The 22,655-nt window shown below is 72.0% G+C and carries 19 protein-coding genes; 17 read left to right on the top strand and 2 right to left on the bottom strand.

Features of this window, described 5'->3' with window-relative positions; translation table 11 throughout:
• Positions 1 to 28 precede the first annotated feature (28 nt).
• The gene (locus BMY61_RS21785; RefSeq protein ID WP_042449149.1) at positions 29 to 604 is read right to left on the bottom strand and encodes an HNH endonuclease; all 576 of its coding nucleotides are present in this window, start codon (positions 602 to 604) and stop codon (positions 29 to 31) included.
• Between the two features lie 262 nt (positions 605 to 866).
• Here BMY61_RS21785 and BMY61_RS21780 point away from each other — a divergent pair, with 262 nt between their 5' ends.
• The 9 genes from BMY61_RS21780 (at position 867) to BMY61_RS21740 (ending at position 11,161) form a co-directional block, all read left to right on the top strand.
• On the top strand, positions 867 to 1,937 hold the full coding sequence (locus BMY61_RS21780) for a mechanosensitive ion channel family protein (RefSeq protein ID WP_042449147.1): 1,071 nt from the start codon (positions 867 to 869) through the stop codon (positions 1,935 to 1,937).
• Positions 1,938 to 2,019: 82 nt separating this feature from the next.
• On the top strand, positions 2,020 to 3,054 hold the full coding sequence (locus BMY61_RS21775) for a hypothetical protein (protein WP_236656057.1): 1,035 nt from the start codon (positions 2,020 to 2,022) through the stop codon (positions 3,052 to 3,054).
• 189 nt (positions 3,055 to 3,243) lie between these two features.
• Complete coding sequence (locus BMY61_RS21770; protein WP_042449141.1) at positions 3,244 to 4,437, top strand: ROK family transcriptional regulator; 1,194 nt, start codon at positions 3,244 to 3,246, stop codon at positions 4,435 to 4,437.
• Positions 4,438 to 4,603: 166 nt separating this feature from the next.
• Positions 4,604 to 5,965 (top strand): ABC transporter substrate-binding protein, encoded by a 1,362-nt coding sequence (locus tag BMY61_RS21765; RefSeq protein WP_236656056.1) that lies wholly within the window; start codon positions 4,604 to 4,606, stop codon positions 5,963 to 5,965.
• 108 nt (positions 5,966 to 6,073) lie between these two features.
• On the top strand, positions 6,074 to 7,081 hold the full coding sequence (locus tag BMY61_RS21760; RefSeq protein ID WP_042449139.1) for a carbohydrate ABC transporter permease: 1,008 nt from the start codon (positions 6,074 to 6,076) through the stop codon (positions 7,079 to 7,081).
• 20 nt (positions 7,082 to 7,101) lie between these two features.
• Positions 7,102 to 8,004 (top strand): carbohydrate ABC transporter permease, encoded by a 903-nt coding sequence (locus BMY61_RS21755; RefSeq protein ID WP_042449138.1) that lies wholly within the window; start codon positions 7,102 to 7,104, stop codon positions 8,002 to 8,004.
• Complete coding sequence (locus BMY61_RS21750; protein ID WP_042449136.1) at positions 8,004 to 9,272, top strand: 6-phospho-beta-glucosidase; 1,269 nt, start codon at positions 8,004 to 8,006, stop codon at positions 9,270 to 9,272. The genes BMY61_RS21755 and BMY61_RS21750 overlap by 1 nt, the downstream gene beginning before the upstream one ends.
• A gap of 110 nt (positions 9,273 to 9,382) precedes the next feature.
• Entirely contained in the window at positions 9,383 to 10,384 is a 1,002-nt protein-coding gene (locus tag BMY61_RS21745) for an N-acetylglucosamine kinase (protein WP_082015097.1), read from the top strand.
• A 207-nt stretch (positions 10,385 to 10,591) separates the two neighbouring features.
• A complete protein-coding gene (locus BMY61_RS21740) occupies positions 10,592 to 11,161 on the top strand; it encodes a flavodoxin family protein (protein ID WP_042449134.1) in 570 nt (189 codons plus the stop codon).
• On the opposite strand, the gene BMY61_RS21735 is transcribed toward BMY61_RS21740, so the two are convergent.
• On the bottom strand, positions 11,158 to 11,535 hold the full coding sequence (locus BMY61_RS21735) for a cupin domain-containing protein (RefSeq protein WP_042449132.1): 378 nt from the start codon (positions 11,533 to 11,535) through the stop codon (positions 11,158 to 11,160). The genes BMY61_RS21740 and BMY61_RS21735 overlap by 4 nt on opposite strands.
• Positions 11,536 to 11,608: 73 nt before the next feature.
• Here BMY61_RS21735 and BMY61_RS21730 point away from each other — a divergent pair, with 73 nt between their 5' ends.
• The 8 genes from BMY61_RS21730 (at position 11,609) to BMY61_RS21695 (ending at position 22,649) form a co-directional block, all read left to right on the top strand.
• Positions 11,609 to 12,055, top strand: a complete 447-nt coding sequence (locus tag BMY61_RS21730) for a MarR family winged helix-turn-helix transcriptional regulator (RefSeq protein ID WP_042449129.1) — start codon at positions 11,609 to 11,611, stop codon at positions 12,053 to 12,055.
• A gap of 142 nt (positions 12,056 to 12,197) precedes the next feature.
• Entirely contained in the window at positions 12,198 to 13,547 is a 1,350-nt protein-coding gene (locus BMY61_RS21725) for a hypothetical protein (protein WP_042449127.1), read from the top strand.
• A 13-nt stretch (positions 13,548 to 13,560) separates the two neighbouring features.
• Positions 13,561 to 14,514, top strand: a complete 954-nt coding sequence (locus BMY61_RS21720) for a glutamate ABC transporter substrate-binding protein (RefSeq protein ID WP_042449125.1) — start codon at positions 13,561 to 13,563, stop codon at positions 14,512 to 14,514.
• Between the two features lie 132 nt (positions 14,515 to 14,646).
• Positions 14,647 to 15,945, top strand: coding sequence for a hypothetical protein (locus BMY61_RS21715; protein ID WP_236656055.1), 1,299 nt, complete (start codon positions 14,647 to 14,649; stop codon positions 15,943 to 15,945).
• Positions 15,946 to 16,013: 68 nt separating this feature from the next.
• Positions 16,014 to 18,647 (top strand): serine/threonine-protein kinase, encoded by a 2,634-nt coding sequence (locus BMY61_RS21710; RefSeq protein WP_425314698.1) that lies wholly within the window; start codon positions 16,014 to 16,016, stop codon positions 18,645 to 18,647.
• Complete coding sequence (locus tag BMY61_RS21705; protein WP_244904218.1) at positions 18,644 to 20,116, top strand: PP2C family protein-serine/threonine phosphatase; 1,473 nt, start codon at positions 18,644 to 18,646, stop codon at positions 20,114 to 20,116. Before BMY61_RS21710 ends, BMY61_RS21705 begins: the two co-directional genes overlap by 4 nt.
• A gap of 3 nt (positions 20,117 to 20,119) precedes the next feature.
• The gene (locus BMY61_RS21700; RefSeq protein ID WP_042449116.1) at positions 20,120 to 21,463 is read left to right on the top strand and encodes a vWA domain-containing protein; all 1,344 of its coding nucleotides are present in this window, start codon (positions 20,120 to 20,122) and stop codon (positions 21,461 to 21,463) included.
• Positions 21,464 to 21,527: 64 nt separating this feature from the next.
• Positions 21,528 to 22,649, top strand: coding sequence for an FHA domain-containing protein (locus tag BMY61_RS21695; protein ID WP_042449113.1), 1,122 nt, complete (start codon positions 21,528 to 21,530; stop codon positions 22,647 to 22,649).
• Positions 22,650 to 22,655: the final 6 nt, after the last annotated feature.

Below are 22,655 nucleotides of genomic sequence, written 5' to 3'. Positions count from 1 at the left end.
GCAAAGACCCCGGCGAGCGTTTCGCGCACTACGCGCTGAGCTCGACCGGGGCCATCGGGGGGCCGTCGGCATGATGCATTGGCGCGAGGTGCGCCAGTTCCTCCGGGGTGCCGTAGGGCTCCAGGTAGGGACGCCACCGCGGGTCGCGGTGGCCCGTGCCGATGATGCGCCAGGCGAGGCCCGTCGGTGGCGCCGGTTGGCGCTTCATGCGCCAGCCGAGGTCCGCCAGGTGGCGGTCCGCCTTCACGTGGTTGCAGCGGCGGCAGGCTGCCACCACGTTCTCCCACGCGTGCTGGCCGCCCCTGCTGCGCGGCACCACGTGGTCGACGCTGGTTGCGACGCCACCGCAGTAGACGCAGCGCCCGCCGTCGCGCGCGAAGAGCGCCCTGCGGGTGAGCGGGACGGGCCCGCGAAAGGGGATCCGTACGAACCGGGTGAGCCGGACGACGGACGGAGCGGATATGGCTGAGGTTGCGCTGTGCATGAATACCCCGGTGTCCTCAAGGCTCACAGCCTTCTTGTCGAGGACCAGCACCAGGGCGCGTCGTAGTGAGACGACGCCAAGTGGCTCGTAGGACGCGTTCAGGACCAGAACATGCGGCACGAGGGCCTCCCTTTCCGCCTACGGCGCGTGGCTCGCGCCGGGACGACCGATCACCCAGAGGTGGTGATCTCCTGACAGTGTCGCCGCCGACAGGGCCGGGGCGCCAGCAAGACCGGGGATCCGTCCGGGTGTGTGCTCCCCCACACCGGAAGCCCACACCGGCACTATGCCCACAGTCACCGCAGGTCAAGCCCGGTAACGTACGGTCAGCGCGGATCGACACGAATCCGGGGCCGCCGAGCACTCTCGGTACGCTGGGGCGATGTCCAGCCAGCACCCTGCCCCCAGCGCCACCGCGACCGACGGCAAGACGACCCTCCACGGCACCGTCGAGCAGGCCAACCAGGCCGTGAACTACGTCAGCCTGCACTGGGAGAACTGGGTCACCAACGGGATCAAGATCGTCTTCATCGCGGTCGTCGCGCTGGTCGTGCGGGCGCTGGTGATCCGGCTGATCGACAAGCTGGTCGACCGGATGGCCCACGGCAACCACCACGCCGCACAGAACGCCCTGATCAACGGCCTGCTCGCGAACGCGGAGCGGCGGCGGCAGCGGTCGCAGGCGATGGGCTCGGTGCTGCGCAGTGTCGCCTCGTTCGTGATCCTCGGCACCGCGGCGATCACGATCCTGCCGGTGCTCGGGATCAACCTGGCGCCGCTGCTGGCGAGCGCCGGGGTCGCGGGTGTGGCGATCGGTTTCGGCGCGCGCAACCTGGTGACGGACTTCCTCTCCGGCGTCTTCATGATCATCGAGGACCAGTACGGCGTCGGCGACCAGATCGACACCGGCGTGGCCACCGGCACCGTGCTGGAGGTCGGCCTGCGGGTGACCAAGCTGCGCGGCGCGAACGGCGAGATCTGGTACATCCGCAACGGCGAGGTCAAGCGGATCGCCAACCTCAGCCAGGGCTGGGCCACGGCCAACGTGGAGATCCCGCTCGGCTACCACGAGGACCTGGACAAGGTCGAGAAGATCATCCTGTCGGCGACGGAAGGCATGTCGCAGGAGGAGACCTGGTCCGAGCAGCTCTGGGAGCCGGTGAAGGTCCTCGGCGTCGACTCCCTCGCGGCGGACGCGATGATCGTCCACGTGCAGGCGAAGGTCATGCCCGGCAAGGCGCTGGGCGTCGGCCGGGAGCTGCGCCGCCGGATCAAGGAGGCGCTGGAGGCGGCGGACATCCGCCTCGGCATCACTCCGCAGCCGGCCGACGTCCCCGCGCAGCGGGCGACACCGGCGGACATCGCGGCCCCGTCCGCCCTGGGCGACCCGAACAGCTCGCAGTCCCGGGCGACGGCCCCGATACCGGGCCTGGACGACCCGAACCAGAAGTAGTTGTAGGTAGCATCAACCCCGGATCTGTTGTAAAGTGCAACTTAGAGCTTAAGTTGTATTTACCAACCACATGGGGAAGAGCATGTCCTCCGAACGCGTCGTCCTCCGCAAGGTGCTGACCCACCTCCTGCTGCCGCTGCTCATGTGCCTGGGCATGGGGCTGGCCTACGAGAGCGCGTTCCACGCGCCCTCCCCCCACCACATGAAGGTCGCGGTCGTCGGCAGCGGACCGCAGGTCGACGTGCTCGCCCAGACGCTCAAGGACAAGGCAGGCGACGCGCTCGACGTCACCACCCTCCCGACCCCGGGCGCCGCCAAGGCACAGATCATGGACCGCACCCTGGTCGCCGCCTACACGCCGAGCCCGGCGCAGCCGACCCTGATGGTCGCGACCGCGAGCTCCGCCACCGACGTGGAGGTCGCACAGAAGGTCTTCACCCAGGTCGCCGCCCTGCAGCACGCCCCGCTGGCCGTGGACGACCTCACCCCGATGCCGGCCGAGGACCCGACCAACCAGGCGCTGTTCTTCCTGCTCGTCGCGATCAGCATCGGCTCCTACGGCAGCGTCGCGGTCATCGGCGGCGCCGGTGAGGCGCTGCGGATGCGGACCCGGGCGGCGCTCGCCACGGGCGTGTCCTTCGCCGTCGCCGCGATCGGTACGGCACTGGCCGGGCCGGTGTTCCACTTCGTGCACCACGACCTGGCCGGGATCTTCGGCCTGGCTTGGGTCTACTCGTTCGCCGTGGTGGCGATCGGCACCGCGCTGCACCGGTTCCTGGGCCGCTGGACCACGCTCGGCACGATGCTCCTGTTCGTCATGCTGAACTTCACGACCTCGGGCGGCATCTACCGCCCCGACCTGCAGCCGGGCTTCTTCGGCGCGCTGCACTCGTTCTGGATCGGTTCGGGCTTCGTCGAGGGCGCGCGCAGCATGCTCTTCTTCGACGGCCGGGCCGGGTTCGCCACCGACCTGTGGATCCTCGTCGCCTGGGCGCTGGTCGGCGCCGCCGCCCTCGCGCTGACCGCCCTGTTCGAGCGGAGGCGCCGGCCCGCGCCGGTCACCGAGTCCGTGCAGGACGCCGTCGAGGAGCGCGAGGAGGCCGCACTCGCGGTCTGATCAGCGACCGCGCCACCTGCCCCGGGTAACGCTTCGGTCTCCAACGGGATCGAAGCGTTCCCGGGGCATTGACATCCCCTCACCCGCAGCCGTACGTTCCTGCCGACCAACAGGAAAGTTTCCTAATAGTTCACGATCGGCAGCATTCGTTAGGGTGCTGGGCACCTACGAGGAGGGTGATTCAACGCCATGTCGACCGGCACCGGCAACCCCTCGCAGCCCGGCACTCCGAGCCTGCTGCGCGCGATCAACGACCGGGCCGCCCTTGAGCTGCTGCTGGAGCAGGGGCCGCTGTCCCGGACCCAGCTGGGGCAGCTGACCGGGCTGTCCAAGCCGACGGCGTCCCAGCTGCTGGCCCGGCTGGAGTCGGCGGGGCTGGTCGTCCCGGTCGGCACCACCGCGGGACGTCCCGGCCCGGGCGCGCAGCTGTACGAGATCAACCCCCGCGCCGCGTACGTGGCCGGACTGGACGTCTCGCAGGAGCGGATCCGCATCGCGATCGCGGACATCACCGGCGCCGTCGTCACCGAGCACCGGCTGCCGCTCCGGTCCCACGTCGAGCCCGGCGACGCGCTCGCCCAGGTCTCGACGGCGCTGGACACCGCCACCGCCGCGGCCGGCCTGGAGCGTGCCCAACTGCGCCAGGTCGTCATCGGCACCCCCGGCGCACTGGACCCGGCGACAGGCCTGTTGCGGTACGCGCCGCACCTGGTCGGCTGGCACTCGGCGCACCTGGTGGCCGAGCTGACGGCGGCTCTCGGCGTGCCGGTGGCGCTCGAGAACGACGTGAACCTGGCCGCCATGGCCGAGCAGCGCGTCGGGCTGGCCCGGGGTGTGCAGGACTTCGTGCTGCTCTGGGTGGAGGCGGGCATCGGCGCCGCCCTCGTCCTGGGCGGACGGATGCACCGCGGGCACACCGGTGGCGCGGGCGAGATCGGCTACATGCCGATGCCGGGCGCGCCGCTGATCAAGAACGTGCACCTGGAGACCGAGAACTCGGGCGGCTTCCAGGAGCTGGCCGGCGCCCCCGCGGTGCTGGCCCTGGCCGCGGAGCACGGCCTGACCGGCGCCAGCGCCCAGGACGTCGTCACCGAGGCCGTGAAGAGCGGCGCGGAGGCGTTCCTGCGGACGCTGGCCGAGCGGATGGCCACCGGTCTGGCGGCGCTGGTCGCCGTCGTCGACCCGGAGTTGGTCGTGCTCAGCGGCCAGGTCCCGCGCGCCGGGGGCGAGGTGCTGCGCTCCCTGGTCCAGGAGGAGCTGAGCGGCCTGGCCATTCCCCGGCCGCGCCTGCTGGTGAGCGAGCTGGCCGGCTCTCCGGTGGTCGTCGGCGCCCTGCAGACCGCGCTGACCAGCGCCAGGGAGCAGGTCTTCTCCACCCACTGATCCCACTCGGCTTCTCCACCCGCTGAGCGACACCCGAACCACCTGCACCGCCGCACCGCCGCACCGCCGCACCACCCCCACCGATCGAGACCACGGACCGGCTCCCGCACCGCCGCGCCCGTAGCTCAGTGCACCTTCTTACCGGTCCGACCCCACTGGAGTTTCCGTGTCGATAGCCCAGCTCGCCGGCCGTAGAGGCCGTCGCACCGCCGCCGCCCTCGCTGTCGCCGCCTCGCTCGCGCTGACCGCCGCGGCCTGCACCGGCCAGCCGAACACCGGTTCCCAGGGCAGCACCGGCTCGAACGACAAGCCGGTCACCATCACCTTCTGGCACGGCTGGAGCCAGCCGAACGAGCTCGCCGCCATCAACGCCAACATCGCGGGCTTCGAGAAGCTGCACCCGAACATCCACATCAAGGCGGTCAAGGCGGTCTCCGCCGACACCATCACCCAGGGCATGCGCGCCACCGGCGCGAACGCGCCCGACGTGGTCTCCGACTTCTCCACCACCGACGTCGGCAAGTTCTGCTCCACCGGCGCCTGGATCGACCTGAACCCGCTGATGAAGAAGGACGGCATCAGCCCGACCTCGACCTTCTCCCCGGCGATGCTCAACTACACGCAGTACAAGGGCGACCAGTGCTCGCTCCCGCTGCTGGGCGACGCCTACGGCCTGTACTACAACGTCGACATGTTCAAGGCCGCCGGCATCACCTCCCCGCCGAAGACCTTCTCCGAGCTGGCCGCCGACGCGGTCAAGCTGACCAAGGGCGACGGCTCGCAGCAGCTCGGCTACATGCCGGTCTGGGACTACTACGAGCAGAACACCGGCTACGTCGGCGGGCAGTTCAACCCGACCTACTTCACCACCGACGGCAAGTCCAACCTGGCGAACGACCCGGCCTGGCCCACGCTGTTCTCCTGGCAGAAGGACCTGATCGGCAAGCTCGGCGGCTACGCCCACCTGGAGAAGCTGCGCACCGGCTACGGTGACGAGTTCGCGGCCAACGCCTTCGACAAGGGCAAGGTCGCGATGCAGATGGACGGCGAGTGGCGCGTCGCCAACCTGCAGCAGGACAAGGTCAGCTTCAACTGGGCCACCGCCCCGTTCCCGGTCCCGGACGACAAGGCGTCGACCTACGGCATGGGCTTCCAGACCGGCACGGTCATCGGCATCAACCGCAACAGCCAGAACCAGGCCGCGGCCTGGGAGTTCGTGAAGTACATGACCACGAACACCAACGCCCTGGTGACCTTCGCCAACGCGATCGACAACGTGCCGAGCACGCTCGCCGCGCTCAAGTCGCCGGACCTGAAGCTGCCGTCGCAGTTCCAGACGTTCCTGAGCGTCGCCGCGAACTCCGGCTCGGTCACCCAGCCGGCCACCCCCGACGGTGACGCCTACGTGACGATCCTGCAGAACCTCGGCCTGGACCTCCAGTCGGGCAAGCAGACGGACGTGGCGGCCGGCCTGAAGAAGGCCGACACCGACATCGACAACTCGCTCGCCCAGGCCAGCACGCACTGATCACCGCTTGATCTCCGGGCCGGCCGGGTTCTCCAACGCCCTGGACCGGTCGGCCCGGTCCCTTCGCTCCGCCTCCGCCCTTCATCTGTCGCCCGGTGGTGAACGTCCATGAGCAGCACGACAGCCGAGACCGGCCTGTCCTCCACCCCGTCCCGGGCCCGCGCAGGCAAACCTCCGGTCGCTCCCGCGCTCAAGCGCAAGCGCCGTCGTGAACTGCGCGTGGCCCTCGCCTTCCTCTCCCCCTGGCTGATCGGCTTCGTCCTCTTCTTCGCCTATCCGCTGATCTCCACCGTCTACTTCTCCTTCATGCACTACGACGGCTACAACCCGCCGAACTTCGTGGGCACGAAGAACTGGACCTACGTCCTCACCGAGAACCCGTACTTCTGGACCGCCATGCGCAACACGCTCTGGCTGGTCCTGGTGATGGTCACGCTGCGGGTGATCTTCGGGCTCGGCATCGGCATGCTGATCACGAAGATCAAGACCGGTGCGGGCTTCTTCCGCACCGCCTTCTACCTGCCCTACCTGGCCCCGCCGGTCGCCGCGACCATCGGCTTCGCCTTCCTGCTCAACCCCGGCACCGGCCCGGTCAACCACGTGCTCGGACAGCTGGGGCTGCCGCAGCCCGGCTGGTTCAACGACCCGAACTGGTCGAAGCCGTCGCTGGTGCTGCTGGCCCTGTGGGGCATCGGCGACCTGATGGTCATCTTCATGGCCGCCCTGCTGGACGTGCCGACGGACCAGTACGAGGCCGCGAACCTCGACGGCGCCGGCCCGTTCCAGCGGTTCCGCTACGTGACGCTGCCGAACATCATGCCGATCATCATGTTCGCCGTGGTCACCGGCGTGATCCAGACGCTGCAGTACTACACGCAGGCGATGGTCGCCGGACAGGTCGCCTCCGGGACGCTCTCCGGCTCGGGCCAGAACTACTTCCCCGGCTACCCGAACGGGTCCACCTGGACCGTCCCGCAGCTCGTCTACAACCTCGGCTTCCAGAGCAACGACGACATCGGCTCGGCCTGCGTGGTCTCGCTGGTCCTGTTCGTGCTCGCGATGGCCTTCACCTCCCTGCTGATGCGCCGGCGTGCCGGCCTCATGGGCGACGACTAGGCCGGAAGGACCGAGAAACCATGAGCGACACACTGACTCTCGACGCCGCGACATCCGTCGCGCCCGCCCCCCGCACCGCCGCGCACCGCCGCTTCGTACGGCAGCGTCGGCTCAACTGGATCGCCGTGCACTCGCTCGGCATCGCCGCGGCGCTGTTCTTCCTGCTGCCGTTCGTCTTCCTCTTCCTCACCTCGCTGATGAGCGACGACCAGACGCTCGGCGCCAGCATCTGGCCGCAGCACTTCGAGTGGAGCAACTACGTCAACGTCTTCAAGGTGCCGGGCTTCACCGACTGGTGGAAGAACAGCATCGAGTACTCGGTGATCGGCACCGTGCTGACGGTGGCCTCCTCGATCCCGGCCGCCTACGCGCTGGCGAAGTTCCGCTTCCCCGGCCGCCGGGTGGCGATGATGGCGGTCATCTCGATGATGATGCTGCCGCCCCAGGTGATCATCGTCCCGATGTACCTGCTGTGGACGAACCAGCTGCACCTGACCGGGACCATCTGGCCGCTGGTCATCCCGATGGCCTTCGGCGACGCATTCTCCATCTTCCTGCTGCGCCAGTTCCTGCTGACCATCCCCAAGGAGTACCTGGACGCCGCCAAGGTCGACGGCTGCGGGGAGTTCCGCACGCTGACCCGGGTCGTACTGCCGATGATCAAGCCGGCGATCTCCGCCGTCGCGCTCTTCCAGTTCTTCTACTGCTGGAACGACTTCTTCGGCCCGCAGATCTACCTGGCGCAGAACCCCAACGCGTGGACGGTCTCCTACGGTCTGCAGACCTTCCACAGCGCGCACCACACGGACTGGAACCTGACCATGGCCGCCACGCTGCTGGTGATGGCGCCCGTGATCATCGTGTTCTTCTTCGCCCAGAAGGCCTTCATCGAGGGCGTCACACTGACAGGAGTCAAGGGCTGATGAGCCTCAAGCTGGTCGTCGTCGGAGGCGGCTCGACGTACACGCCGGAGCTGATCGACGGCTTCGCCAGACTCAGAGACACCTTGCCCATCGCCGAGTTGGTGCTGGTCGACCCGGCCGCGGAGCGGCTTGCGCTGGTCGGCGGGCTGGCCCGGCGGATCTTCGCCAAGCAGGGCCACCCCGGCACCGTCACCACCTCCACCGACCTCGACGCGTCCGTCCAGGGCGCCGACGCGGTGCTGCTGCAGCTGCGCGTCGGCGGTCAGGCGGCCCGCAACCAGGACGAGACGTGGCCGTTGGAGTGCGGCTGCGTCGGCCAGGAGACCACCGGCGCGGGCGGCCTGGCGAAGGCGCTGCGCACCGTCCCGGTCGTCCTCGACATCGCCGAGCGGGTGCGCCGGGCCAACCCGGACGCCTGGATCGTCGACTTCACCAACCCCGTCGGCATCGTCACCCGAGCCCTGCTGACCCACGGCCACAAGGCCGTCGGCCTGTGCAACGTGGCCATCGGCTTCCAGCGCAAGTTCGCCGGGCTGCTCGGCGTCGCGCCGGAGCGGATCGCACTGGACCACATCGGGCTCAACCACCTGACCTGGGAGCGCGGTGTCCGCCTGGACGGCAAGGACGTGCTGCCGGAGCTGATCGACGGCCACGGCGAGGCGATCGCCGAGGACCTGGAGCTGCCACTGTCGCTGGTGCGGCAGTTGGGCGTCGTCCCCTCGTACTACCTGCGCTACTTCTACGAGCACGACAACGTCGTGGCGGAGCTGAAGCAGCAGGGATCGCGGGCCTCGAAGGTGGCCGCGATCGAGCAGGAGCTGCTGACGATGTACGCGGACCCGACGCTGGACGAGAAGCCGGAGCTGCTCGCGCAGCGCGGCGGCGCGTTCTACTCCGAGGCCGCGGTGCAACTGGTCGCCTCCCTGCTCGGTACGCAAGGTGGCGAGCCGTCGGAGCAGGTCGTCAACGTCCGCAACGGCGGCACGCTGCCGTTCCTGCCGGACGACGCGGTCATCGAGGTGCCGGCGCTGGTCGACGCCTCGGGTGCGCGGCCGCTGACGGTGCCGACCGTGGAGCCGCTGTACGCGGGCCTGATCGCCCACGTCACCGGCTACGAGCAGCTGGCCCTGGACGCCGCCCTGCGCGGCGGCCGGGAGCGGGTCTTCCAGGCCCTGCTGGCCCACCCGCTGGTCGGGCAGCTCGACCTGGCGGACCAGCTGGCCGACCGTCTGATCGCCCACAACCGCGAGCACCTGGCGTGGGCGTGACGACCTTGTTCACTGACCTGACGAACGAGTCGAACGAGTCCGACGACGAGGTCGGGAATCCCATCGGCGCGGGGACCGTGCGGGCGGTCGGGACCGAACTGGTCCCGGGCGTGCTCGCGATCGACGCCGGCAACAGCAAGACCGACGTGGCGCTGGTGACCGCGGACGGCGCCGTGCTCGGCGCCGCACGCGGCGGCGGCTTCCGTCCGTACCTGACCGGGACCGAGGGCGCGGTCGACGGCCTGGCCGCGCTGGTGGCCGAGGCCGCCGCCGAGGCCGGGCTGGACATCGGCGGCGGCCTGGGCCCGCTGGTCACGCACGTCTCGGCGTGCCTGGCCAACGCGGACCTCCCGGTCGAGGAGCGGGAGCTGCAGCAGGCGATCGCGGCGCGCGGCTGGTCGCGCACCACCGTCGTCGCCAACGACACCTTCGCCCTGCTGCGGGCGGGGACGGACGCGCCGCGCGGCGTCGCGGTGGTCTGCGGCGCGGGCATCAACTGCGTCGGACTGCTGCCGGACGGCCGCACCGCGCGGTTCCCCGCGCTCGGACAGATCACCGGCGACTGGGGCGGCGGCGGGGGCATCTCGCTGGAGGTGATGTGGTCCGCGACCCGCGCCGAGGACGGGCGTGGGGAGCCCACCACTCTCGCGGCGGCGGTCGCCGAGCACTTCGCCCTGCCGAGCGCCGGCGCGGTCGCCGAGGCGGTCCACCTCGGCGAGGTCCCGGAGGGCCGGCTGCACGAGCTGGTCCCCGTCCTGTTCCGCTGCGCGGAGGCGGGCGACGCGACAGCCGTGCAGCTGGTGGAGCGCCAGGCGGAGGAGATCGTGGCGCTGGCCACGGTGGCCCTGCGCCGCCTGGGCCTGCTGGACACCCCCGCCGACGTGGTGCTGGGTGGCGGTGTGCTGGCGGCGCGCCAGCCGCTGCTGATGGACGCGGTGCTGACCCGCCTCGCGGCGGCGGCACCGCTGGCGCGACCGCGCGTGGTCACCACCCCGCCGGTCGTCGGCGCCGCGCTGCTGGGCCTGGACCACCTCGCCTCGGCCGACCTCGGCGGCGGCGCGGCGGCCCAGGACGCGGTCCGGGCGGCCTTCGCCCTGCGCCCGCGCGACTGAGGCGACGCGACCGAGGCCCGGGGGCGGGGCGGCCACCGCCCTTCGCCCTCGGGCCCGCAGCCCTGGGCCTGCGACGGATCAGCACGCGTGACTGCCGTCCCGAACCTGGGCGCCGCAACAGCCCTGGGCCTGCGACGGATCAGCGCGCGGTCGCCGCCCCCGACCCGACCTCGGAATAGCCCTGGGTGGGGGGCGGTTGCCGCCTGCGTGACCACGCGATCGTTTCTCTTCCTCCTCGCCAGTGCCCGTCAGGGCGGCAACACCGAGCTCCTGGCCCGCGCGGCCGCGGAGCACCTGCCCGCCGGGGCAGAGCAGCGCTGGCTGGACCTGAGCGCCCATCCCCTGCCGGACTTCCGGGACACCCGCCACGCGGCGGAGTCCTGGCCCGAGCAGGAGAACGAGGCGCTGCTGCATGCGGCGACCCTCGGCGCGACGGACATCGTCATCGCCTCCCCGCTCTACTGGTACTCGGTGTCGGCATCCGCCAAGCGGTACCTCGACTACTGGTCCCGGTGGCTGCGCACCCCCGACCCGGAGTTCCGGGCGAAGCTGGCCGGACGCACCCTGTGGGGCGTCACCGCTCTCTCCGAGGAGGACCAGGAGCGGGCCAGGCCTCTGGTGCTGACGCTCAACCACACGGCGGCCTACATGGGGATGCGCTTCGGCGGGGTGCTGTTCGGCTACGCCAACCGCCCGGGCCAGGTGCTGGAGGACGAGGCAGCACTGGTGCGCGCGAAGGGCTTCTTCGCCGACGAGGCGCCCCTCGCCCGTTTCTAGGCGTTGGCCCACGGCGGGCGGACCCGCGTCCCGTCCGCCATGACCGCCTCCAGACCGATGGTCGTCGTGGCCCAGATGTGCGCCGGTTCGTCGGACGCGTTGTCGACGCGGAGCGTGCTGCTCGGGTTGGCGATCAGGACGTCGCCCGCGGTGAGCTCGTGGGTCTCGGCGTCGACGGTGAAGCGGAGGGAGCCGCGCAGGACGAGCAGGATCTCCTCGCGGGTGACGGTGTGGGCCTGGCCGGTGGTGCCGGCCGGGATCTCGGTGCGCCAGGCGCACAGCTCCTGGCTGCCGGCGGCGGGGTTGGCGTAGGTGACGAAGCGGGCGCCGTGGAGCTCGTGGGTCTTGGCTTCTTCCTTGTGCACGACGGGCATGGTGACTCCTCCAGAAGGACAAGTAGCTTGTCTATATGGACAAGCTACTTGTCCATCACGGTAGAGTCAACCCATGGCCGAGCAACCTGCCCTCCAGTTCTCCGCCCTCGTCCTCGCCCTCGCCGGCGAGCTCGTGCAGGGCATCCACACCCGCGTGGTCGCCGCGGGCTTCGACGACCTGCGGCCCGCGCACGGCTTCGCCTTCGCGCGGATCTCCTTCGGCGGGGCCACCACCGCCGACCTCGCCGAGCACCTCGGGGTGACCAAACAGGCCGCGGCCCAGCTCGTGGACGAGCTCGTGCGCAAGGGATACGTCGAGCGGACCGCGCACCCCACCGACGCCCGCGCGCGCCTGCTGCGGCTGACCGAGCGCGGCTGGGCCTGCACCAGGGCCGCGGACACCGCCGCGGCCGAGGCGGTCGCGCCCTACCAGCGGACTCTCGGCGCGGAGCGTTTCGCCGAGCTCGTCGGCGACTTGGCCGCCCTTGGACCGAAAGGCCCGATCCGTCCCGCTTGGTGACGATCGTTCGTCCGGTCTGTCACCGCTTGTGTCACAGCTCTGCCGCGAATCCCCAAGATCGCCGCTGGATGGGTGTGACGTGTCGCCGGGGACGGCCATACTTCTTCCGACGAATGCCACAGGGGGGAAGGGGGCGCGCAGCATGGCGACACCGGCCACGACGCGACCGGACGTACCACGACCGGCCGGGCCGCAGCCGACGGCCGGCCGGACCGGCGGCCTGGCCGCCGCGCTGACGGGCACGCCCCCGCGGCGGCTGCAGACCCGCGCCGCACTGCTGGCGCTGCTCGCGCTGCTCTTCGGGGTGCTGACGCTCTGGCAGGTCGACTCCCGTTCCAGCGCCGCGGACAACGTGGTCAACCACAGCCAGCCGCTGAGCGACGACGCCGCCCAGATCTTCCGCTCGCTCGCCGACGCGGACACCACGGCCGCCACCGCCTTCCTCCAGGCCGGCTCGGAGACGGCGGCGGTGCGCACGCAGTACACGAACGACATCGCCACCGCCTCGCAGCTGCTGACCAAGGCCGCCGCGCAGAGCGGCGCGGGCGACCCGGGCCAGCAGTGGATCAGGCAACTCAACGCCCAGCTGCCCGTCTACGCGGGCCTGGTGGAGACGGCCAAGGCCGACGACCGGCAGGGCTTCCCGCTCGGCGGCGCCTACCTGCGCTACGCCTCCGGGCAGATGCAGACCCAGATGCTGGACGAGGCGAAGAACCTCCACGACGCCGAGAACAGGCGCCTGGCCAGTGACTACGCCGACGCGCGCTCGCTGCCCTGGGCCGCCCTCGGCCTCGGCGTGGTGCTGATCGCCGCGCTGGTGCGGGCGCAGGTCCTCCTGTTCCGCCGCACCAACCGGGTGCTCAACCCGGGCCTGGTACTGGCCACCGCCTGCGCGACGCTGGCGCTGCTCTGGCTCGGCGTCGGACAGAGCGTCGCCGCCTCCTACCTCGCGGACAGCGACAACAAGGGCGCCGCACCGCTCCAGGTGATCGACCAGGCCGAGATCGAGACGCTCAAGTGCCGGGGCGCCGAGAACCTCAACCTGGTGGCCCGCGGCTCCACCACCACCTACGAGACCGACTGGGAAACCGACAGCGGCACGCTCAACGGCCCCAAGGGCTACTTCGCCCAGGCCCAGAGCATGACGGCCGGGGACGCCGCCGCCCAGCAGATGCTGACGGCCGCGCTGACCTCCTGGCACGCCTGGAACTCCCGGCACGACACCGCCCACGACGCCAACCAGAACGGCAACTACGACGTCGCGCTGGGCGACACCATCGGCAGCGGTTCGGACACCATCGACGCGGCCTTCACCTCGCTCAGGAGCAGCCTGGACCAGGCGGCGGCGCACGAGCAGGAGCAGTTCCGCAGCCTCGCCGACGACGGCCGCAACGCCACCTCCCTGCTCGCGCCGGGCGCGGCGGTGCTGGCGGTGCTCGCCGCGGCGGGCGTGGGCGTGGGCGTCAACCGCCGCGTGGCCGAGTACCGGTAGGGGGAGAGCAGAGATGAAGACCACCAACTGGTTGCGGCGCCCCGGCGTGTGGGCGGTGACGTCCGCGCTGCTGCTCGGCGGGTTCGCCTTCGCGGGGAGCTCCGCCGCCGACCCGAACGACGCGGGCGCACGGCAGTCCCAGGTGCGGATCGACCGCGCGCCGACCGACGACGGCAACTGCGACAAGCTGGCCTCCGCCTCGCCGAGCACCTCCGACTCCGGGCTCGACGTCCAGCGGATCATCCAGCGCGGCAAGCTGATCGCCGGCATCGACACCAACAGCTACCTGTGGGGCTCGCGCGACCCGGACAACGGGACCATCCAGGGCTTCGACATCGACCTGGTGCGCGCGCTGGCCGCCGCGATCCTCGGCGACCCGAACAAGGTGCAGCTGCTGGCCGTCCCGACCGACCAGCGCATCCCCGCGCTGCAGAAGGGCCTGGTCGACGTCGTGGTGCGCACGTTCACGCACAACTGCGCCCGCGAGAAGCAGGTGTCCTTCTCCGCCGACTACTTCACCACCGGCCAGCAGATCCTGGTGCCGAAGGGCTCCCAGGTCACCGGCCTGAACGACGGCATCAAGGGACAGCGGATCTGCACGGCGACCGGCTCCACCGCCGAGGCCCTGCTGCAGGGCAGCCCGTACAAGTCCCAGGAGGTCAAGGTCGCCAACCAGCTGGACTGCCTGGTGCTGATGCAGCTCGGCCAGGTCGACGCCACGATCACCGACGGGGCGCTCGCCGTCAGCCAGCAGGCGCAGGACCACTCGCTGCGGATCCTGTCCGGCCAGCTGGACACCGAGTACTACGGGATCGCGGTCAAGCTCGGGTCCACCGACCTGGTCGCCCGGATCAACGCCGTCCTCCAGTCGTACATCGCGAACGGCGACTGGCAGCAGAGCTACGACAAGTGGCTCAAGTCCCACACGGGCCAGGAGGCCACCCCGCCCCCCGCGCACTACCGCTGACAGCACCGTCAAGGACGTGACAAGGTCGGGCCCGGAAGTCCCCGCCCAGGTCCGGATCTGACAGTCTGACCATCGGCACGACCACCAGGGAGACAAGCACGCATGGCGTTGACCGGACCGTACGGTCCCGTGATGAGCCGCGAGGAGGTGGACCGCACCCTCAAGGGGCTCGGCGAGGAGCGCGAGGCGGTCGAGTCCTCCCTGCTGGCCTTGCAGGACCACCCGGGCCGGCGGCTGCTGGAGGGTGCGCAGCTGAGCGGCCTCACCGCCGAGCGCTGGTCGGCGGCCGAGCCGGGCCTGCAGCTGATGTGGAACCTGTTCGACACCTACTCCGAGGCGCTGGCCGCCGCCCGCGCGGTGCGCTCCCGGCGCACCCGGCCCACCCAGTCCGAGCTGATCGAGCTGACCGAGCTGCTGCGCGGCAAGGGCGTCACCGTCGCCGGCAGCCAACTGCCGGCCGCGGGACCGTCGCTGACCGGCGGGGCGCGGCTGAGCGAGCAGGTGAGCCTGCGCGACCTGGTCGACCGGATGAACGAGTGGTACGGCCGGATCATCGAGGTGGCCTCCGCCGCCGACGCGGTCTGGTCGGCGCTGCCGGCCCGGATCGACCTGCTGCTGGCCGAGCTCGGCCGGGTGCAGGCGCTGGCCCGCTCGGTCGGCGTGCTGCCCGGCGAACACCCCGCAGGCGACGCGCTGGAGGAGCTCGCCAAGGAGCTGGCCGCGCTGCGCGGCGAGGTCGTCTCCGACCCGCTGGTCTTCTGGACCCCGCGGCCGATCGGCGCCCCGGCGCCCGGCCGGGCTCCCGTCGGCGGCTCGGTGGAGACCGGCCGCTACGACCGCGCCGAGCGCGCGGTGGAGGACATCCGACTCGAACTGACCGACCTGGTCCGGCTGCGCGACGACGCCGACGAGCGGCTGGAGCGTGTCGGCGAGACCCTGGCCCGCGCCGACGCCACCCTGGCCGAGTCGCGCCGGGCCCGCGGCGAGGTGCTGGCGAAGATCGCCGCCACCGAGGTGCCGACGGTACCGGGCCCGGCCAGTGCGATGCGCGAACGCCTGGCCCAGGCCGAGCAGTTGCGTCGGCACGGCCGCTGGTCCCAGCTCGGCCCGCTGCTGGACACCCTGGAGGCGGCGTCCGAGCGGGAGTTGGAGCGAGCCCGGGAGTCGCTGACCGCGGTCACCGCGCCGCTGGCCGTCCGCGCGGAACTGCGCGGGCGCCTGGACGCGTACAAGGCCATGGCGGCCCGGCTCGGCGTCGCCGAGGACCCGGAGCTGATCGAGCGTTACGACCAGGCCCGGCGGATGCTCTGGAGCGCCCCCTGCGACCTGCGCGCCGCGGACTACGCGGTCCAGCGCTACCAGCAGGGCCTGCGCGCGGTCCAGCAGCAGCACGCCAACGGCCCGGTCGACGGACGACCCTACGGTGCCTGAGCGCCCACGGGGGGAAGCATCATGAAGGCACAGCAACTCACGACTTTTGCGGCTCCGGCCGCAGGGGGATGGCGGGGATGAACGCGGTACCGTGCACACGGCCGGACTGCACCGGCACGGGAGTCATCGACGCGGACGGCTACTGCACCGAGTGCGGCCTGGCGCCGCTCCCGGCAGCCGCCCGGACCGGCGCCGCCGGCGCTGCGACCGGCACCGGACAGGCGGGCGGACAGGCAAGCGTCAGGTCGGCGGCGCCGAGCGGGCCGGGCGCGCCGTGCGTGCGCCCCGACTGCACCGGCACCGGCGTGATCGACGCCGACGGCTACTGCACCGAGTGCGGTCTCGCACCGCTGCCCTCCGCGTCCATCCCGGCGCAGGGCGGCAGCGGCAGCGGCAGCGGCTCGACCTCGCGCTCCACCCGCACCGGCTCGACCTCCCGCAGCGCGCGAACCATGTCGGGTCGTTCGCGCTCCGCGCGGACGGGCCGCAGCAGCTCGGTGTCGGTGCGCAGCACCCGCAACACCACCCGCAGCCAGCGCGGCGCGCTCGGCGCGGGCCTGGTGACGGTGCCGCCGATCCCCAAGGAGGACCCGCGCTCCAAGGTGCTGGCCAACCCCGAGGTGGCCGAGCGGAAGCGTTACTGCAGCAGCTGCGAGACGCCGGTCGGCCGCTCCAAGAACGGCGTGCCGGGCCGCACCGAGGGCTTCTGCACCAAGTGCGGCACCGCGTACTCGTTCACGCCCAAGCTGTTCCCCGGCGACCTGGTGGGCGGCCAGTACGAGGTGGTCGGCTGCCTCGCGCACGGCGGTCTGGGCTGGATCTACCTCGGCATCGACCGGCGCGTCAACGACAAGTGGATCGTGCTGAAGGGCCTGCTGGACACCGGCGACGAGGAGGCGCTGGCCGTCGCCATCGCCGAGCGCCGCTACCTGGCCGAGGTCGACCACCCCAACATCGTCCGCATCATCAACTTCGTCGAGCACCCGGACCCGCGCAAGGGAACCCGGGACGGCTACATCGTGATGGAGTACGTCGGCGGCAAGTCCCTCAAGGACATCGCCGACGCGCGGCGGCTGCCGGACGGGCGGCGCGAGCCGCTCCCCGTCGAGCAGGCCATCGCCTACGCGCTGGAGGCCCTGCCGGCCCTCGGCTACCTGCACCAGCGCGGCCTGATCTACTGCGACTTCAAGCTGGACAACGTGATCCAGTCCGAGGACCAGCTCAAGATCATCGACATGGGCGCGGTCCGTCGCCAGGACGACGACGGCGCGATCTACGGCACCATCGGCTACCAGGCACCCGAGGTCGCCGCCGAGGGCGTCTCCCCCGCCTCCGACCTCTACACCGTGGCTCGCGCGCTCGCGGTGATGAGCTTCGACTTCCAGGGCTTCTCCACGGTCTACCGGGACTCGCTGCCCGGCCCGGAGGAGGTCGAGGTCTTCGACCGCTACGAGTCCTACTACCGCCTGCTGGTGCGCGCCACCGACCAGGACGCCGGCCGCCGGTTCTCCTCCGCCCAGGAGATGGCCGAGCAGCTCACCGGCGTGCTGCGGGAGGTGCTGGCGCTCCAGGACGGCAAGGCGCGCCCCGCACTGTCCACCCTGTTCGGCCCCGAACTGCGGGTCGTGGACACCGAGTTGCTCCACGGCGAGCTGGAGGAGCCGCCCGCCTCGACGCGCGGCGGCCGGAAGAAGCAGTCGGCGACCTCGCCCGACCACCCCGTCCTGGCGCCGGTCGGCACCGTCCCGGCCGTGCTGCCGCTGGACACCCTGGCCGCGGCCCTGGCCCTGCCCGTCCCCCGGATCGACCCGGGCGACCCGAACGCCGGCTTCCTGGCCTCGCTGATGGCCACCGCGCCCGACGAGGTGCTCGGCGCGCTGAACACCGCGCCCGTCAACTCCGTGGAGCTGCGCCTGCGTCGGCTCCGCGCGCTGATCGAGACGGGCGACCTGGCCTCCGTCCACGCGACGCTGACCGAGCTCGGCACCGACGCGCCGGACGACTGGCGGGTCGTCTGGTACCGGGGCCTGGCCGCGCTGGCGGCGGCCTCCGCGCCCACCGGCCCCGAGGCCGGCGCGGCGCTGCGCGCGGCGGCGGAGTCCTTCGACGCCGTCTACGACGCGTTCCCCGGCGAGGCCGCGCCGAAGTTGGCGCTCGGCGTCTGCGCGGAGGCCCTCGGCGAGCGCGAGGACGCGGCCGAGTTCTACCGCCTGGTCTGGACGACCGACCGCTCCTACGTGAGCGCGGCGTTCGGCCTGGCCCGGGTGCTGCTCGCCTCCGGCGACCGGCCGGGCACGGTGGCCGCACTGGAGTCGGTCCCGAAGGAGTCCACGCACTACGTCGCGGCGCGGATCGCGACGGTGCGGGCGCGACTGCGCGACCGGGCCCCGCAGGAACCGCTGCGCCACGACCTGGACGCGGCCTCGCAGGAGCTGGGCGGCCTCGGCCTGGACGCGCGGCGCCGCGAGGAGCTGTCCGTCGAGGTCCTCGGCAAGGCCCTCGGCTGGGTCCTGGCCGGCCGCCCCGACCCGGCGGGTCCCGCCGCCCCGCTGACCCTGCTGGGCCGTCCGGCGGAGGAGCGCACCCTGCGCTTCGCCCTGGAGGACTCCTACCGCAAGCTGGCCCGACTGGCCGAAAGCCCCGAACAACGGATCGCATGGGTCGAGCGGGCCAACCGCACGCGCCCGAGGACGTGGGTGTGACCGAGAGCATGGACCAACTGACCCTCTCCTGCCCCAACTGCGCCCAGGCGGTCGCGGAGTCGGACCGGTACTGCGAGGAGTGCGGCATCGACCTCACTGCCACCCGCGCAGCCGGCGCCGACCCACGCGCGGGGGCGGCAGCCGCGCTCGCCGCAGCCGAGCTGTCCGCCGCGCCGGACCCTCTCGCCGTGGCGCTCTGCCCGGACGTCACCTTCGGCGCGACCGCGGACCCCGAGGTCCAGCTCGGCGCGGGCACGGCCGGATCGGCAGCCGCCGCCGAGTTCGCGGGCGGGTCCGCCTTCGGCGCGGGCGCGCCCGCGGGGGCAGCCGACCCGACCGGCGCCCCGTCCGCTGCCGGCCTCGGCGCCGGAGGCGCCGCCGTGCCCAGCGGGGCCACCGGCGACTTCGTGCTGGCCGCGCCGCTGCTGGCCACCGAGGCGGAGGTCGGTGTCGCTCCGGTCGCCGCGGACCCGTGGAGCGGGGTGCCCAGCGGGGACGCGCGGGTGTGCGTCGGCTGCGGCGCCCAGCGGATCGACACCGACGGGTACTGCGAGGTGTGCGGGTTGGCCCAGCCACGGCCGAGGGATCATCAGGAGCGGGCGCTGAACGGCGTCTGCGGGGTCAGTGACCGCGGGCACCGGCACCACCGCAACGAGGACGCGTTCGCCGTCGCGGCGACCTCGCGGCCCGACGGGAGCCCGGCCGTGGTGGCCGTCGTCTGCGACGGGGTGTCCTCGGCGACCAGGCCCGACGAGGCCTCCCAGGCCGCCGCCGACAGTGCCAGTGAGGCGCTGCTGGAGGCGCTGGAGGCCGGTGAGGAGCCGGAGGCGGCGATGGTGCGGGCGATCATGACCGCGGCCGACCGCGTGGACGCGCTCGCGGACGAGTTCGAGCGCGAGCCCAGCCGGAACTCCCCCGCCTGCACCATCGTCAGCGCCGTGCTGACCGGCGGCCGGGTCACCGTCGGCTGGGTCGGCGACAGCCGCGCCTACTGGTTCCCCGACGACCGCTCCGGCTCGCAACGACTGACCGTGGACGACTCCTGGGCGACCCGGATGGTCGAGGCCGGTCTGATGTCCGAGGCCGAGGCCTTCGCCGATCCGCGCGCGCACGCCATCACCGGCTGGCTCGGCGCGGACGCGGTCGAGGTCGAACCGCACACCATGAGCTTCGTCCCGCAGACCCCGGGCACCGTGCTGATCTGCAGCGACGGCCTGTGGAACTATGCCGAGGGCGCCGTCGACCTCGCCGCCGTCGTCCCTGCCGACGCCCGTACCAAGCCGTTGCAGGCCGCGCAGATTCTGGCGCGTTACGCCTGCGACCGGGGCGGGCACGACAACATCACCGTCGCCCTGCTCCCCGTCGACCCGGTGGAACCGCCCGAGCCCACGCTGCCGGACCACCCGCCCACGCTCGTGGGCGAGAGTCTCGATTCACCCACCATTCAGCTACGCGAGGGGGAGAGCTGACCCATGGCCAAGCTCACCAAGTCCAACTTCCCGCAGTTCTCCGTCGACATCTTCCAGAACGCGTACCTCGCTCAGGGGGCGAACGAGGTCAACGCGATCGTCACGGTCACCGCGACCGGCGGCGGCACCAGCGCCTCGCTCCCCTCCGCGGGTTACGGCGGCGCGCTGGACGGCCCGGACGCGGCCGTGGTCATCGCGGTGGACTGCTCGGGGTCGATGGACTACCCGCCGACCAAGATCCGCAACGCGCGGGAGGCCACGGCCGTCGCGATCGACTCGGTCCGCGACGGCGTCGCCTTCGCCGTGGTGGCGGGCACCCACGAGGCCAAGGAGGTCTACCCGGGCGGCGGGCAGCTGGCGATCTCCTCCCCCGGCACCCGCGAGGAGGCCAAGCAGTCGCTGCGGCGGCTGACCCCGGGCGGCGGCACCGCGATCGGCACCTGGCTGACCAAGGCCGACCAGATCTTCTCCACCCGGCCGGATGTCTCCATCCGCCACGCGATCCTGCTGACCGACGGCCGCAACGAGCACGAGCGCCCCGACCAGCTCCAGCACACCCTGGACCGGGTCCAGGGCCGCTTCACCGCGGACTGCCGCGGTGTGGGGACCGACTGGGAGGTCGCCGAGCTGCGCCGGATCTCCTCCGCGCTGCTCGGCAGCGTGGACATCGTCGCCGACCCCTCCGGCCTCGCCGCGGACTTCCAGGCGATGATGGAGAAGGCCATGGGCAAGGCTGTCGCCGACGTCGCACTGCGGGTGTGGACGCCCGCCAACGCACAGGTCAAGTTCGTCAAGCAGGTCGCGCCGGTGGTCGAGGACCTGAGCGGTCGTCGGTCCGACGCGGGCCCGCGCGCCGGCGACTACCCGACCGGCTCCTGGGGCGACGAGAGCCGCGACTACCACGTCTGCATCGAGGTGCCGCCGGCGGGCGTCGGCGACGAGATGCTGGCCGGCCGGATCAGCCTGGTCGTCCCGCACCCGGACGGCACGTCCGAGGTGCTCTCGCAGGGCCTGGTCAAGGCCGTGTGGACGGACGACCTCAACGCCTCCACCAAGATCAACCCGCAGGTCGCGCACTACACCGGCCAGGCGGAGCTCGCCGGAGCCATCCAGGAGGGCCTCGACGCCCACCGCCGCGGCGACCTGGACACGGCGACGGCCAAGCTGGGCAAGGCCGTTCAGCTCGCCGCCGACTCGGGCAACGAGGACACCTTCAAGCTGCTGTCGAAGGTGGTGGACGTGGTCGACGCGAAGGAAGGTACCGTTCGCTTCCGTAAGGACGTGAGCGCGGAGGATTCGATGACGCTCGAAACCCGCTCGACGAAGACAGTCAGGGTGAAGAAGTAGCGGGGTCCGCCCGCTGCTTCGACGCGCTGCCGACCGCCTAGCCAGCCCGAGGGGGGCTTGCACGATGCCGATCTGCCAGAACGGCCACACCTCGCAGACCACCGACTACTGCGACTACTGCGGGACGCCCATGACCGGGCAGCCGGCCCCGCAGCCGCAGCCGGCGGGCGCGGGCCAGCCGTGGCAGCCGACCGCACCGGCCCCCGCCGGGATGACGGCCGGTCTACCGGTCTGCCCGATCTGCGCCACGCCGCGCACCGGCCAGTACTGCGAGGAGTGCGGCTACAACTGGGACCTGGCACCGCAGGGGGCTCCGGTGCCGGCCCCCGCTCCGGTCCCCGGCCCGGTTCCGGGCGCCGGGTCCTTCCCGGGGCCCGGCCAGCCCTACCCCGGCCAGCCCTACCCCGGTCAGTCCTACCCGGGTCAGCCGCAGCCCGCGCCGCAGCCGTTCCCGGGCCAGCCCTACCCCGGGCAGCCGTACCCGGAGCAGCCGCAGCCGGCTCCGCAGCCGTTCCCGGTCGGCGGGCCGGTGCTCGGCGAGCCCGCTCCGGCGCCGGTCGCACCGCCGGTCTCCGGCCCGGTCACGGGCGGTGGCGGCTACGACTCGTACATCACCGGTGACACCAACGGCGGCAACACCGAGTACGTGCTCGCGCCGCCCACCCCGGCCGGCGGCGCCTTCCCCGGCAGCAGCAGCCCCGGCGGCGGCCAGGACCCGTTCGGTCCGTCCTCCGCCTCCGTCGGGCAGGCACCGCAGGGCGGCGCGCCCGCCTACCAGGGCACCTGGATCGCCGTGGTCACCGCCGACCGCGACTACTTCCAGGACATGATGTCCCGCAGCGGCCCCGACGCCGCCGGTCTCTACTTCCCGCCCTACTCCCCCGAGCGCCGGATCCCGATGACCGGCCAGGGGCAGCTCCGGATCGGTCGCCGCAGCAGCCAGCGCGGTACCGTCCCGGAGATCGACCTGTCCATCGCCCCGGAGGACCCGGGCGCCTCGCACGAGCACGCGCTGCTCCAGGAGCAGCCGAACGGCGGCTGGGTCGTCATCGACCAGAACTCCACCAACGGCACCACGCTGAACGGCGCCGCGGAGCCGCTGCCGAAGTACACCCCGGTCGAGCTGAAGAACGGCGACCGGATCCACGTCGGCGCGTGGACCACCATCACGGTGCACTGCGCCTGACCCGGG

This window comes from Streptacidiphilus jiangxiensis (genome assembly GCF_900109465.1).
Classification (GTDB): Bacteria; Actinomycetota; Actinomycetes; order Streptomycetales; family Streptomycetaceae; genus Streptacidiphilus; species Streptacidiphilus jiangxiensis.
The sequence above is the reverse complement of the archived record's forward strand: the minus strand, read 5'-3'. Positions and strand labels throughout refer to the sequence as shown.

What these genes read in the sequence shown, in the direction of transcription:
- BMY61_RS21780 (WP_042449147.1), top strand. Translation starts at nt 867, where the DNA reads ATGTCCAGCCAGCACCCTGCCCCCAGCGCCACCGCGACCGACGGCAAG.
- BMY61_RS21775 (WP_236656057.1), top strand. Translation starts at nt 2,020, where the DNA reads ATGTCCTCCGAACGCGTCGTCCTCCGCAAGGTGCTGACCCACCTCCTG.
- BMY61_RS21770 (WP_042449141.1), top strand. Translation starts at nt 3,244, where the DNA reads ATGTCGACCGGCACCGGCAACCCCTCGCAGCCCGGCACTCCGAGCCTG.
- BMY61_RS21760 (WP_042449139.1), top strand. Translation starts at nt 6,074, where the DNA reads ATGAGCAGCACGACAGCCGAGACCGGCCTGTCCTCCACCCCGTCCCGG.
- BMY61_RS21755 (WP_042449138.1), top strand. Translation starts at nt 7,102, where the DNA reads ATGAGCGACACACTGACTCTCGACGCCGCGACATCCGTCGCGCCCGCC.
- BMY61_RS21750 (WP_042449136.1), top strand. Translation starts at nt 8,004, where the DNA reads ATGAGCCTCAAGCTGGTCGTCGTCGGAGGCGGCTCGACGTACACGCCG.
- BMY61_RS21735 (WP_042449132.1), bottom strand. Translation starts at nt 11,535, where the DNA reads ATGCCCGTCGTGCACAAGGAAGAAGCCAAGACCCACGAGCTCCACGGC.
- BMY61_RS21730 (WP_042449129.1), top strand. Translation starts at nt 11,609, where the DNA reads ATGGCCGAGCAACCTGCCCTCCAGTTCTCCGCCCTCGTCCTCGCCCTC.
- BMY61_RS21725 (WP_042449127.1), top strand. Translation starts at nt 12,198, where the DNA reads ATGGCGACACCGGCCACGACGCGACCGGACGTACCACGACCGGCCGGG.
- BMY61_RS21720 (WP_042449125.1), top strand. Translation starts at nt 13,561, where the DNA reads ATGAAGACCACCAACTGGTTGCGGCGCCCCGGCGTGTGGGCGGTGACG.
- BMY61_RS21715 (WP_236656055.1), top strand. Translation starts at nt 14,647, where the DNA reads ATGAGCCGCGAGGAGGTGGACCGCACCCTCAAGGGGCTCGGCGAGGAG.
- BMY61_RS21710 (WP_425314698.1), top strand. Translation starts at nt 16,014, where the DNA reads ATGGCGGGGATGAACGCGGTACCGTGCACACGGCCGGACTGCACCGGC.
- BMY61_RS21700 (WP_042449116.1), top strand. Translation starts at nt 20,120, where the DNA reads ATGGCCAAGCTCACCAAGTCCAACTTCCCGCAGTTCTCCGTCGACATC.
- BMY61_RS21695 (WP_042449113.1), top strand. Translation starts at nt 21,528, where the DNA reads ATGCCGATCTGCCAGAACGGCCACACCTCGCAGACCACCGACTACTGC.